Below are 13,592 nucleotides of genomic sequence, written 5' to 3'. Positions count from 1 at the left end.
ATGTAACCTAGTTTCACGGTCAATGATAGCCCCGTCTGCTATGCTTTTTAGTTATGTACCTCATCACCATCTCTACCGCATAACGACAAGAACTCATGCAACTTATTGTTCCAGGAGTACTTTTTAATGAATCAGCTAGACAGTATCAAACAATTCACCACCGTGGTCGCCGACAGCGGCGACATTGAATCTATCCGCCACTATCAGCCGGAAGATGCCACCACCAACCCTTCGCTGCTATTAAAGGCTGCCGGATTGGATAACTACGCCGGGCTTATCGATGATGCCCTCGCCTGGGCCGCGAAACAGGGCGGCAACCGCGAGGCGCAGGTCGCTAATGCCTGCGATAAGCTGGCGGTCAATTTCGGCGCGGAAATACTCAAAAGCATTCCAGGGCGCGTCTCTACCGAAGTCGATGCCCGTCTCTCCTTCAATCGTGAAAAAAGTATTGAGAAAGCGCGCCACCTGGTCGCTCTCTATCAGGAAATGGGGATCGATAAGTCGCGGATCCTGATCAAACTGGCCTCCACATGGGAGGGGATCCGCGCCGCGGAGGTGCTGGAAAAAGAAGGGATCCACTGCAACCTGACGCTGTTGTTCTCATTCGCCCAGGCTCGCGCCTGCGCCGAAGCCGGCGTGTTTCTGATTTCGCCCTTCGTCGGGCGTATTTACGACTGGTATCAGGCGCGTCAGCCGTTAGAGCCTTACGTGGTTGATGAAGACCCGGGGGTGAAATCGGTGCGCAATATCTACGACTATTTCAAACTCCATAAGTACAACACCATCGTGATGGGCGCCAGCTTCCGCCGTACCGAACAAATCCTCGCGCTGGTCGGCTGCGACCGCCTCACCATCTCCCCGGCCTTGTTACAAGAGCTGCAGGCCAGCGACGCGCCGGTAATACGTAAACTCATCCCCGCTCATCAGATACTTCCGCGCCCGGTTCCGCTAAGCGAAGCGGAATTCCGCTGGGAGCATAACCAGGATCCGATGGCGGTAGAAAAGCTGGCGGAAGGTATTCGCCAGTTCGCCGTCGATCAACGCAAACTGGAAGATCTGCTAGCAGCCAAACTGTCATCCTTTGTCACGGAGTAAACGACTATGTCCCGAAGAGAGCTTGCTAACGCCATTCGCGCCCTGAGCATGGACGCCGTCCAGAAAGCCAACTCCGGCCACCCCGGCGCTCCGATGGGGATGGCGGATATTGCCGAAGTGCTGTGGAACGATTTTCTCAAGCACAACCCGACAAATCCGCACTGGTACGATCGCGATCGTTTCATTTTGTCTAACGGCCATGCTTCGATGCTGCTGTATAGCCTGCTGCATTTGACCGGCTACGATCTGCCGATGAATGAGCTGAAAAACTTCCGCCAGCTGCATTCGAAAACGCCGGGTCACCCGGAACATGGTTATACCCCCGGCGTGGAAACCACCACCGGGCCGCTCGGCCAGGGGCTGGCTAACGCCGTCGGGATGGCTATCGCCGAACGTACGCTGGCGGCGCAGTTTAACCGTCCCGGCCACGACATCGTCGATCACTACACCTGGGTGTTTATGGGCGATGGCTGTCTGATGGAGGGGATTTCACACGAGGCCAGTTCGCTGGCGGGCACCCTGGGATTAGGCAAGCTGATTGGGTTCTACGATCACAACGGTATCTCTATTGACGGCCACGTTGAAGGCTGGTTCACCGACGATACCGCCGAGCGCTTTCGCGCCTACCACTGGCACGTGATTGGCGATATCGACGGTCACGATCCGCAGGCGGTGAAGCAGGCAATCCAGCAAGCGCAGGCGGTAACAGACAAACCTTCGCTGATTATTTGCCGCACCATAATCGGCTTTGGTTCACCAAATAAAGCCGGTTCCGAAGAGTCGCACGGCGCGGCCTTGGGGGAAAAGGAGGTCGCGCTGGCCCGCGAACAGCTGGGCTGGAAATATCCGCCGTTTGAAATCCCGAAAGAAATTTATCAGGGCTGGGATGCGCGGCCGCGCGGCGAGAAAGCAGAACATGCGTGGAATGAAAAATTCGCCGCTTACCAGCAGCAGTATCCAGAACTGGCGGCTGAACTGAAACGCCGCATGGAAGGTGAGCTCCCGGCTGACTGGCAAAAAACGGCCCGCGATTATGTGGCGAAGCTACAGTCGGAACCGGCGAAAATAGCCAGCCGTAAGGCTTCGCAAAATGCGCTTAACGCCTACGGCCCGGATCTGCCTGAGCTGCTCGGCGGTTCCGCCGACCTGGCGCCCAGTAACCTGACGATCTGGTCCGGCTCGAAGTCGATCAAAGAGGATCAGGCGGGTAATTATATCCACTACGGCGTACGCGAATTCGGTATGACCGCGGTGGCTAACGGCATCGCCCTGCACGGCGGTTTTATTCCCTATACCTCGACCTTCCTGATGTTCGTCGAATACGCGCGTAACGCCGCACGCATGGCGGCGCTGATGAAGGCGCATCAGATTATGGTCTACACCCATGATTCAATCGGCCTTGGCGAAGACGGCCCAACGCACCAGGCGGTGGAGCAGCTGGCAAGCCTGCGCCTGACGCCCAATTTTAGTACCTGGCGGCCGTGCGATCAGGTGGAAACCGCCGTCGCCTGGCAGGCGGCCATCGAGCGCAATGACGGCCCTACCGCGTTAATCCTTTCGCGACAGAATCTGGCGCAAATGGCCCGTACGCCGGAACAGGTGCAGGAAATTGCTCGCGGCGGTTACGTTCTGAAGGATGCGGGCGGCAAGCCGGATCTCATCCTGATCGCCACCGGTTCGGAAGTCGAGATCGCCGTTCAGGCGGCGGAGACGCTGCTGGCCAGCGGCGTAAACGTGCGGGTGGTGTCGCTGCCCTCCACCGACGTTTTCGATGCTCAGGATGAGGCCTGGCGCGAGTCGGTGCTGCCTTCCGATGTTAGCGCCCGCGTCGCTATCGAAGCCGGTATCGCCGACTACTGGTATAAATATGTCGGCCTGAAAGGCGCAATTGTTGGTATGACCCGCTACGGGGAATCGGCGCCCGCCGACAAGCTGTTCCCGTTCTTCGGCTTTACCGCTGAACATATTGTCGAAGTCAGCCGCAAAGTGCTTAACGGGTGATCCATAATGTGGGCCAGGCGTCTGGCCCCTGCCAGTTATCGCACTGCGGTTGCTGAGCGTAGCGGGTCAAATTAAACCGCTGGCCGTCATAGCGCCAGCGGGTTTGGATCCCGCAATCGCCCGGCGCGCGGCCTTTATCGAAGGTCACCAGTTCATGACGCTGCTCATCGAAGCTGGCGTTAATCAACTCAATATCGCGCGGCGCATTGCCGGGCGGCTGGAAAGGCAGCGCCAGCCGCACCTGACGGGCAAGATGCGGCGTTTTGCGCGACACCAGCCACGCCAGCCAGACGGTGTTATACGCGCCCGCTTCGCAACTGGTCATCAACAGAACTTTCTCATCGGTTAGCGCGGTGACGCGGATTTCCCGACGGAAAGGATCGAGCGAACAGGGGCTGGCGTTCATCCGCTCATTGCCGTAATCGATAAGCTCATTAAGTTCTTCGCGGCTGAGCGGCGACTGCGCTACTTCCGCTTTACCCACGGTTCGCAACGCCGGTGCCGGCGGTACGCTGAGCGGCGGTTCTTCACCTTTGCCGACCCACGCGGTTTCGCTGCCGACCCGCTTTTGCCGATTATCAATAAATAACAGCGCGGCCTTCAGGCCCTTCAATGAAATGCTTTGCAGACCGTTTTGCAGGGTAATCTCTTTCCCCTCCTGGGCCTGCTGCAGGAAAGCTTCGATACTGACGCTATCGCCGGTTTTAATCAGCTTATCGGCAATCTGCCAGTGTTTACCGTCAAAATGCAGCGGTTTTCCATCTAGCTGCAGCCGCGGGCCGATGGCCGCCAGCGCGGCAACCGGATTACCGACGCCGCCAAGTTCAATGCGCAAAGCGGCATCGGTGGCCGCTCCCGCGCTCCGGCTTAGGGTCATCACCAATCCATGATGCAGCCCGACATTACGCGTGACGCAATAATTTTGATTGTTGCAGGTGACAAGCCAATCTCCAAACAACTGCTGGGCTGGCGCCGCCCACGCCAACGACGTCGGCAGAAAACCGAAAAAAAGCAGTATTAAAACCCGATAAAGCATGAGCGGCACAATCCCGAAGTATGACTGACAGAGTGATTTCTAATTCATCATTATCATCAGCACTGGCGGGGTTTTGCTCAATCAGATTTATCAGAGATCCCGCGACATGAGGCCGGAATTTTGTAGGTATTGCAGCAGGATCACCGCTTTGCCATCCTGGATTTCACCGCTGGCGACCATTTCCAGCGCCCGGACGAACGGCAGTTCCAGCACCTCAATATCTTCATCATCTACGCCGCCGCCCCGGTTAGCGCGCTGCGCCTCGCTGTATTCGGCGATAAAAAAGTGAATCAGTTCGGTCACGCCGCCGGGCGACATATAGAGTTCGAAGACCTTGCGCGCCTCGCCGACCTGATAGCCGGTCTCCTCGATCGCCTCCTTGCGGATACACACCTCTGGCGCGTCGTTATCCAGCAGTCCGGCGCAGGTTTCAATCAGCATGCCATCCTGGTTGCCATTCACCCAGGTGGCGACGCGGAACTGGCGCACCAGAACCACACTCTGTTTGCCGGGGTTGTAGAGCAGAACCGTGGCGCCATTGCCGCGATCGTACACTTCGCGTTTGTGACGCACGACGCTGCCGTCGCGGCGCGTCAACTCATAGGTCATGTTGCGCAGTACGAAGTAATTTTCGGAGAGGATTTTATCTTTAATGACGTGGATATTAAGTGACATGCAAACTCCGCAGCGTGAAATAACCCAGTCATACTACGCCGCGGAGCCTGCTTTGTCGTTAGTGCGTCAGTGCGGAAGCGACGCCCAGGTAGTCCATGATCCCCTGCGCGGCATGCCGCCCTTCCGCCATCGCCGTCACCACCAAATCCGCGCCGCGCACCGCGTCGCCGCCGGCGAAGATCTTCTGATTACTGGTCTGGTATCGATAGCGGCTCTCCACGTTCGCCTTGATCCGCCCGCGGCTATCCAGCTGTACCCCCGCGGCTTCCAGCCACGGCATTGAATGCGGGTGGAAACCAAACGCCATAATGACCGCGTCGGCAGGCATCACAAATTCGCTGCCGGGGATCGGCGACGGGCTGCGGCGGCCCTGAGCGTCCGGTTCGCCAAGCTGGGTGCGCAGAAAACGCACGCCGCTGACCCGGCCATCCTCACCGAGCTCAAGGGTGATCGGCTGAACATTGAATTCAAAACTCGCCCCCTCTTCCCGGGCATTTTTGACCTCTTTTTTCGACCCCGGCATATTGGCTTCATCACGACGATAGGCGCAGGTGACCTGCTGCGCGCCGTGGCGCAGCGCGGTACGCACGCAGTCCATCGCCGTATCGCCGCCCCCCAGCACGACCACCTTCAGCCCGGCGGTATCGATATAAGGTTCATCGGCCAGCGCCTCCAGCCCCATCACCTGTTTGGTGTTGGCGATAAGGAACGGCAGCGCCTCATACACGCCCGGCGCCTCCTCGTTAGGCAGATCGGCTTTCATTGAGCGATAGGTACCGGCGCCAACGAAAACCGCGTCATAGTCTGCAAGCAGTTGTGTGAGTTTGATGTCTTTACCCACCTCGCAGTTCAGTTCAAAGCGGATGCCCATCTGGCTGAAAATCTCGCGCCGACGGGCCAGCAATGATTTATCCAGCTTGAAAGGCGGGATGCCGAACGTCAGCAGGCCGCCGATTTCCGGGTGGCGATCGAACACCACCGGCGCCACGCCGCTACGCGCCAGAAGGTCGGCGCAGGCCAGGCCCGCAGGCCCGGCGCCGATAATCGCCACTCTCTTACCGCTGGCTTTTACCGCCGAAAGGTCCGGGCGCCAGCCGCCAGCCAGCGCCTGGTCGGAGATATAGCGTTCGATATTGCCGATCGTCACCGAGCCGCTCTCATCGCGCAGCGTGCAGGCCCCCTCGCACAGACGATCCTGCGGGCAGACGCGACCGGTGATTTCCGGCAGGCAGTTGGTTTGATGGGAAAGCTCAACGGCGCTGGCGATGTCGCCGGCTTTTACCCGCTCGATCCACTGCGGAATATGGTTATGCAGCGGACAGGTCCACTCGCAGATGCTGCGATCGCCGCATTTCAGACAGCGCTGCGTTTCCCGCTGCGCCTGCGCCGCGCTGAACGGCAAATAGATTTCGCCAAAGTGCTGTTTACGCGCGTCAGCCGCCAGTTTATCCGCCTCGCCGCGGGTGGGCGTGGCCGCCATCTGGCTAGCCTTATCGCCGGCGGTTGACGCTAAAGCGGTCAAAGTCCGATGTTGCCAGGACGCCGCATCCGCACGCGCCGCCCGCAGCCGCCGCGCTTTCGCCATCTCGCTTAACGCGGAATCGGTCGCCAACTGTAACGCCTGCGCCGGACAATTCTGCACGCAGGCTGGCCCGGCTTCGCGACCATGACATAAGTCGCATTTGTGCGCCGTCGCTCTGCCGTTTGGCGTGACGACGATTTGCATCACGCCAAAGGGACAGGCCACCACGCAGGATTTACAGCCGATACATTTTTCTTCCTGCACCAATACGCTGTCTTCCTGCCGGCTAATGGCGCCGTTAGGACAGCTACGCGCGCAGGGCGCGCCTTCACAGTGACGACAGGTTACCGCGTTACGCTGTTTCTGGTTTTTAATCACGGTAATGCGCGGCAAAAAGCGCTGTGGGGTCAAGACATGTTGTTCGCCATTATGCGCCATCACGCAGGCCACTTCGCAGCCCCTGCATCCGATGCATTTGCGACTATCGCTCATAATAAAGTGGTTCATACATCCTTCCGGCTTATCGCTAATAACCCCTCATTTAGTATGACTGTTTATTACCTGACATCATGACCGTGGGACAATGGTCGTTTGCCCAGAAATCGGCTTTTCTCACCAGAATCCGGTTTAGATCAAAAATATTGACCTGAATGAAATTTTGTTTCATTTAGCTGAGCAATAATAAGCGGCTTTGACGGAATGACAGAAAAGACGTGATAAGCGCATATAAATTCAGAGAGGAGCGACAGACGTTTCTTTACGCTCTCATAAAAGACACATGATAAATTACACTATCTCCTTAATTTCTCCACGATTGCCTGCGGGGTTATCTATAAAGTATCACAGGCTGCGAAATAACAAAAAATGTACACAATGAGGTCCTGATTCCGATGGCGAATTTCTTTATCGATCGCCCCATCTTTGCCTGGGTTTTGGCTATTTTATTAGTCCTGACCGGCACGCTGGCAATTTTGTCGCTCCCCGTAGAACAATATCCGGATTTGGCGCCGCCTAACGTCCGAGTGACGGCCAATTATCCCGGCGCTTCGGCGCAAACGCTCGAGAATACCGTCACCCAGGTTATCGAACAGAATATGACCGGCCTTGATAACCTTATGTACATGTCATCGCAGAGTAGCGCCACCGGTCAGGCAACGGTTACCCTGAGCTTTACCGCCGGTACCGACCCGGATGAAGCCGTACAGCAGGTACAAAACCAGCTACAATCGGCGATGCGTAAACTGCCGCAGGCGGTACAGAATCAGGGGGTCACGGTGCGCAAAACCGGCGACACCAACATTCTCACTCTCGCGTTTGTCTCTACCGACGGCAGCATGGATAAGCAGGATATTGCCGACTACGTCGCCAGTAACGTGCAGGATCCTCTAAGCCGCGTCAACGGCGTCGGCGATATCGACGCCTACGGTTCGCAGTACTCAATGCGTATCTGGCTCGATCCGGCGAAACTCAACAGCTATCAGATGACGGCGAAAGATGTGACTGACGCCATCGAATCGCAGAACGCGCAGATTGCCGTCGGCCAGTTGGGCGGTACGCCGTCGGTTGATAACCAGGCGCTGAACGCCACCATCAACTCACAATCGCTGCTACAAACGCCGCAGCAGTTCCGCGATATTACCCTGCGCGTTAATAAGGATGGTTCGGAAGTCACGCTGGGCGACGTCGCCAGCGTCGAAATGGGCGCAGAAAAATATGATTATCTGAGCCGCTATAATCGTCAGGCCGCTTCGGGGCTGGGGATTAAGCTCGCCTCGGGTGCCAACGAAATGGCCACCGCCGAGCGCGTTATCGCCCGTCTTAATGAACTGTCGCAATATTTCCCGCACGGACTGCAGTATAAAGTCGCCTACGAGACCACCTCTTTTGTAAAAGCCTCGATTACCGATGTGGTGAAAACGCTGCTGGAGGCGATTCTGCTGGTGTTCCTGGTCATGTATTTGTTCTTGCAGAACTTCCGCGCGACCCTGATCCCGACCATCGCCGTGCCGGTGGTATTGATGGGCACCTTCGCCGTGCTCTACGCCTGCGGCTACAGTATTAACACCCTGACGATGTTCGCGACGGTGCTGGCTATCGGCCTGCTGGTCGATGACGCCATCGTCGTCGTCGAAAACGTCGAGCGCATTATGAGCGAAGAAGGTCTTTCGCCGCGCGAAGCGACGCGAAAATCGATGAAGCAGATCCAGGGGGCGCTGGTCGGTATCGCCATGGTCCTTTCGGCGGTATTCGTCCCTATGGCCTTCTTCGGCGGCACCACCGGCGCCATTTACCGCCAGTTCTCCATCACTATCGTTTCAGCAATGGTGCTGTCGGTGCTGGTGGCGATGATCCTCACCCCGGCGCTCTGCGCCACGCTGTTAAAACCGATTCAAAAAGGCGAGGAGCATGGTCAAAAAGGGTTCTTCGGCTGGTTTAACCGCACTTTCAACCGCAGCGCCAGCCGCTATGAAACTTTCGTGGGCAAAATTCTCCATCGCTCGCTGCGCTGGATTTTGATTTACGTCCTGCTGCTCGGCGGCATGGTGCTGCTGTTCCTGCATCTGCCGACTTCGTTCCTGCCGCTGGAAGACCGCGGTATGTTCACCACCTCGATACAGCTCCCGAGCGGCTCCACCCAACAGCAGACGCTGAAAGTGGTGCAAAAAGCGGAAGATTATTTCCTCAATAACGAGAAGAGTAACGTCGAGTCGGTGTTTGCTACCGTCGGCTCCGGCCCCGGCGGCAACGGCCAGAACGTCGCACGTATGTTTGTCCGCCTGAAAGACTGGGATCAGCGCGACCCAAAAACCGGCTCCTCGTTCGCTATCATTGAGCGCGCGACCAAAGCCTTCAATAAAATTAAAGAAGCGCGCGTGTTTGCCAGCAGCCCGCCGGCCATCAGCGGCCTTGGCAGCTCCGCGGGCTTCGATATGGAGCTGGAAGATCACGCCGGCAACGGCCACGAGGCGCTGATGTCGGCGCGCGACAAACTGCTGGAGCTGGCGGCGAACAACGACCAGCTCACCCGCGTACGCCACAACGGCCTGGACGACAGTCCGCAGTTGCAGGTTGATATCGACCAGCGTAAAGCCCAGGCGCTGGGGGTCTCCATTGATGATATTAACGATACGCTGCAGACCGCCTGGGGTTCGAGCTACGTGAACGACTTTATGGATCGCGGACGCGTGAAGAAGGTCTACGTCCAGGCGGCGGCGAAATATCGCATGCTGCCGGACGATATCAATTTGTGGTATGTGCGTAACAGTAGCGGCACCATGGTACCGTTCTCCGCCTTCGCCACCTCGCGTTGGGAAACGGGTTCGCCGCGCCTCGAACGTTACAATGGCTACTCAGCGGTCGAGATCGTCGGTGAAGCCGCACCTGGCGTCAGCACCGGTACCGCCATGACCATTATGGAAGAGTTAGCCAAACAGCTCCCGAACGGTTTCGGCCTGGAATGGACGGCGATGTCCTATCAGGAGCGTTTGTCTGGCGCTCAGGCGCCTGCCCTGTACGCCATTTCTCTGCTGGTGGTGTTCCTGTGTCTGGCGGCGCTATATGAAAGCTGGTCGGTACCGTTCTCGGTGATGCTGGTGGTGCCGCTGGGGGTTATCGGCGCGCTGCTGGCGACCTGGATGCGCGGCCTGGAAAACGATGTCTACTTCCAGGTAGGTCTGTTGACGGTCATCGGCCTGTCGGCAAAGAACGCCATCCTGATTGTTGAGTTCGCCAACGAGCTGAACCAGAAAGGCGAAGATCTGCTGACCGCCACCCTATCGGCCTGTCGCCAGCGTCTACGCCCGATACTGATGACCTCACTGGCGTTTATCTTCGGCGTGCTGCCAATGGCCACCAGTACCGGCGCGGGCTCCGGCAGCCAGCACGCTGTTGGTACCGGCGTCATGGGCGGAATGATCTCCGCCACCGTGCTAGCCATCTTCTTTGTACCGCTGTTCTTCGTGTTGGTACGCCGCCGCTTCCCGCTGAAAGAGAGGCCGGAATAAACCGTCAAATAACAGAAAAGGCGACTGTCACAGTCGCCTTTTTCATGGGTCAAACATTGTCCTCAGTACCGACAAAGCCAGATTTTATTTACGCAGCATATCTTCGATAAAATCTTTCCAGTTCCCCAGTTCATGTTCAATCATAATAGCCTCTCTTATTATTATGGCGATTTTAGATAAATTCCCCGCTCAGGAGAAGTTCGTCCGATCTATCGCTCTAATCGCTTTTCTTGTCACCGCAAGCCTTGAATACTCTGGCTTGCGGCTACCATAAGCCGGTTCATGTAAATTTAATGTGACACAGAGCAACATTACGCAACATTTTGTTAATATCAGAATTCCTGTAATTCATTATCTTAGTCTGTCGCGAAAAAGAACAAATTTTAATCAGACAAGGCTGAAAAGTTATATTTATCCAGCCGATTCACGTATTATTTAACAAAGCTTATATATTCGGAAAAAACTGAGAAACATATTCTTTTAACGTGAAGGTTTAATTATGTTGACCATGTACGGCATCAAAAACTGCGACACCATTAAAAAGGCCCGCCGCTGGCTGGAAGCCCATCAGATAGACTATCGCTTCCATGATTATCGTGTTGACGGACTGGACCGCGAATTGCTGAATACCTTTATTGCCGAATTAGGCTGGGAAGCGCTGCTTAACACCCGCGGCACCACCTGGCGCAAACTCGATGAATCGGTCCGCACTGGGATCGATAATGCCGATGCGGCGGCGGCGTTGATGCTGGAAATGCCGGCAATTATCAAACGCCCATTGCTCTGCGCGCCCGGTCAGCCTATGCTGCTGGGCTTTAGCGAAGCAAACTACGAAAAATTTATTAACGAGGTGTAGTCTATGTCTTGCCCGGTCATTGAGCTGGCTCAGCAGCTTATTCGCCGCCCTTCCCTTAGCCCCAATGATGCGGGATGCCAGGCGTTAATGATTGAACGCCTGCGGGCGATCGGCTTTACCGTTGAAGCGATGGACTTCGGCGATACGCAAAATTTCTGGGCCTGGCGCGGACAGGGTGAAACGCTGGCCTTTGCCGGCCATACCGATGTGGTGCCGGCCGGCGACGCCGACCGCTGGATCAACCCGCCGTTTGAACCAACTATTCGCGATGGCATGCTGTTTGGCCGCGGCGCGGCGGATATGAAAGGATCGCTGGCGGCAATGGTTGTCGCCGCCGAGCGCTTTGTCGCGCAGTATCCGGATCATAAAGGACGCCTGGCGTTTCTCATCACCTCTGATGAAGAAGCCAGCGCCACCCATGGCACGGTAAAAGTGGTCGAAACGCTGATGGCGCGTAACGAGCGCCTTGATTACTGCCTGGTCGGCGAACCTTCAAGTACCGAAGTGGTCGGCGATGTCGTGAAAAACGGCCGCCGCGGTTCACTCACCTGTAACCTGACGATTCATGGTGTCCAGGGCCACGTCGCTTATCCGCACCTCGCCGATAACCCGGTGCACCGCGCCGCGCCGATGCTGGCGGAGCTGGTGGCTATCGAATGGGATAAAGGCAACGAATACTTCCCGCCGACCAGCATGCAAATCGCCAACGTGCAGGCTGGCACCGGCAGTAACAACGTCATCCCTGGCGATATGTTCGTTCAGTTCAACTTCCGTTTCAGCACCGAGCTGACCGACGAGATGATCAAAGCACGCATCATCGCGCTGCTGGAAAAATATCAGCTGCGCTATACCGTCGAATGGTGGCTTTCCGGCCAGCCGTTCCTGACCGGTCGCGGCAATCTTGTCGATGCGGTCGTGAACGCCATTGAGCACTATAATGAAGTAAAACCGCAGTTGCTAACCACCGGCGGTACCTCTGACGGACGCTTTATCGCCCGCATGGGCGCGCAGGTGGTGGAACTGGGCCCGGTGAACGCGACCATTCACAAAATTAATGAATGCGTCAATGCCGCCGACCTGCAGCTGCTGGCGCGGATGTATCAACGCATCATGGAACAACTGGTCGCCTGACGACAATAACGATTACCCTGCAGCGCCGCTGCGGGGTAAAAAGAGGACACAGCATGGAATGGCTTATCAACCACTGGTGGATTCTGGTGTTGGTATTTTTAGTCGGCGTGATGATCAACGTGATTAAAGATCTTAATCGCGTCGACCCGAAAAAATATCTCGACAACAAACCGGATCTGCCGCCGCATCGCGACTTCAATAGCAAGTGGGATGACGACGACGACTGGCCGAACAAAGACCAGCCGAAGAAGTAAACCTGCGTTCCCCGTCATCACGCGGGCTGGATGCATTCCCGGGTAGCGGCTGACGCCTTACCCGGGCTACGGCCCGTACCATTGCGAGCTGAAGTTCTCAATTTTACCTCTGTACCCGTGGCTACTGAAACTGCTGGTGTTGGTGGCCTCAAAATTCCCCGGTGGCGCTGCCGCTTACCGGGGCTACAGCGCTGTGCGATTTGGTAGCCCGGAGAAGGCGCAACGCGCCGCGTCCGGAAAACCCTTAAAAAAGTTGTAAACCGATAACAGTATCTACCTATACCAGCCGACGTTGTACCGCGGGGCCATTACAGCATTTCGATTATATCGTCATCTTTCGGCGTACCGCCGCTCAACGCTTCATCAAAATAGTGCTTCGGTACGGTGTAACGCAGACGGTCGAGGGCAAACTGCATGCTCCGGTCATCAATGGCATGTCCGAGATCTTCAACGATATCCAGCGTGACATCTCCACCCAGCTCCTGCAGCCGCTCCTGCGCGGAGACCGCCCACGCCAGATCGATCACCCGATCCTCGCCGCCGTGGATCAGATGCACGGTGGTTTGCGTGGTCGCCGTTTGCGGCAGCGTCGCGTAACGGCCGTTAAAGGCAATTACCCGCGACGCCAGTCCTGGCTCGGCTTTAATACTCTCGAGGGACATAATCGCACCCTGCGAAAAACCGATCAGCGCCGTCGCCTGCGGGCCCAAACCGCTCTGTTTTTGCCAGTAGCGTACCGTTTCAATAAAGGTCGGCATAATGGCATCAATGCGCTGCTGACGATTCTCTTCCGTCACGCCTTGTACCGAAAACCACTGGCGCGCCGGCGCCGGACCGCAGGGCTCCGCACCACCGATACTGACAATGAGCGCGTTGGGAAACAGCGGCGCAAACCAGCTACCTATTTGCCCCATCGAAACCGGATTATCGCCCACGCCATGAAACAGCAGCAGCAACTGTTGCGCAGGCGTCGCCGGGCTCTGAACAATAAAGTGATCGTGTTTCATGGTTATCTCCT

General features: G+C 56.7%; 10 protein-coding genes and 1 pseudogene. 6 read left to right on the top strand and 5 right to left on the bottom strand.

The genetic code is table 11. The annotated features are described in order from the left end of the window. Positions 1-126 precede the first annotated feature (126 nt). Complete coding sequence (gene tal, locus PGR09_RS13105) at positions 127-1,095, top strand: transaldolase (protein WP_045392631.1); 969 nt, start codon at positions 127-129, stop codon at positions 1,093-1,095. A gap of 6 nt (positions 1,096-1,101) precedes the next feature. Further along, on the top strand, positions 1,102-3,096 hold the full coding sequence (gene tkt / locus PGR09_RS13100; protein WP_430916220.1) for a transketolase: 1,995 nt from the start codon (positions 1,102-1,104) through the stop codon (positions 3,094-3,096). Here the strand turns inward: tkt and PGR09_RS13095 are convergent. The 3 genes and pseudogenes from PGR09_RS13095 to aegA form a co-directional block, all read right to left on the bottom strand. After that, positions 3,086-4,132 carry a DUF1176 domain-containing protein gene (locus PGR09_RS13095; RefSeq protein WP_430916219.1) on the bottom strand — a complete coding sequence of 349 codons (1,047 nt, stop codon included), beginning with the start codon at positions 4,130-4,132 and terminating at the stop codon, positions 3,086-3,088. The genes tkt and PGR09_RS13095 overlap by 11 nt on opposite strands. 77 nt (positions 4,133-4,209) lie before the next feature. Further along, positions 4,210-4,807 (bottom strand): annotated as a pseudogene (gene nudK, locus PGR09_RS13090) (GDP-mannose pyrophosphatase NudK). Between the two features lie 58 nt (positions 4,808-4,865). Further along, entirely contained in the window at positions 4,866-6,836 is a 1,971-nt protein-coding gene (aegA, locus tag PGR09_RS13085; RefSeq protein WP_430916218.1) for a formate-dependent uric acid utilization protein AegA, read from the bottom strand. 383 nt (positions 6,837-7,219) lie between these two features. Here aegA and acrD point away from each other — a divergent pair, with 383 nt between their 5' ends. Then, positions 7,220-10,333, top strand: coding sequence for a multidrug efflux RND transporter permease AcrD (gene acrD, locus PGR09_RS13080; RefSeq protein ID WP_047043488.1), 3,114 nt, complete (start codon positions 7,220-7,222; stop codon positions 10,331-10,333). 84 nt (positions 10,334-10,417) lie between these two features. Here acrD and ypfM read toward each other — a convergent pair whose 3' ends face one another. Beyond that, positions 10,418-10,477 (bottom strand): protein YpfM, encoded by a 60-nt coding sequence (gene ypfM, locus PGR09_RS13075; protein WP_087867655.1) that lies wholly within the window; start codon positions 10,475-10,477, stop codon positions 10,418-10,420. Between the two features lie 355 nt (positions 10,478-10,832). On the opposite strand from ypfM, the gene PGR09_RS13070 reads away from it, so the two are divergent. Genes PGR09_RS13070 through PGR09_RS13060 form a run of 3 tightly spaced genes read left to right on the top strand, consistent with a single transcriptional unit; the run spans position 10,833 to position 12,574 of the window. After that, positions 10,833-11,189, top strand: a complete 357-nt coding sequence (locus tag PGR09_RS13070) for an ArsC family reductase (protein WP_015703145.1) — start codon at positions 10,833-10,835, stop codon at positions 11,187-11,189. A gap of 3 nt (positions 11,190-11,192) precedes the next feature. Beyond that, entirely contained in the window at positions 11,193-12,320 is a 1,128-nt protein-coding gene (gene dapE / locus PGR09_RS13065) for a succinyl-diaminopimelate desuccinylase (protein WP_020078199.1), read from the top strand. 53 nt (positions 12,321-12,373) lie between these two features. Beyond that, complete coding sequence (locus PGR09_RS13060) at positions 12,374-12,574, top strand: YpfN family protein (RefSeq protein WP_015365470.1); 201 nt, start codon at positions 12,374-12,376, stop codon at positions 12,572-12,574. A 308-nt stretch (positions 12,575-12,882) separates the two neighbouring features. Here PGR09_RS13060 and ypfH read toward each other — a convergent pair whose 3' ends face one another. Beyond that, entirely contained in the window at positions 12,883-13,581 is a 699-nt protein-coding gene (gene ypfH / locus PGR09_RS13055) for an esterase (protein ID WP_047043485.1), read from the bottom strand. Between the last annotated feature and the right edge of the window lie 11 nt (positions 13,582-13,592).

This window comes from Klebsiella sp. 141251 (genome assembly GCF_050600725.1).
In the GTDB taxonomy this organism is placed as follows: Bacteria; Pseudomonadota; Gammaproteobacteria; order Enterobacterales; family Enterobacteriaceae; genus Klebsiella; species Klebsiella aerogenes.
Note: the sequence above shows the minus strand (reverse complement) of the source record. Positions and strands in the feature narration are given on the sequence as shown.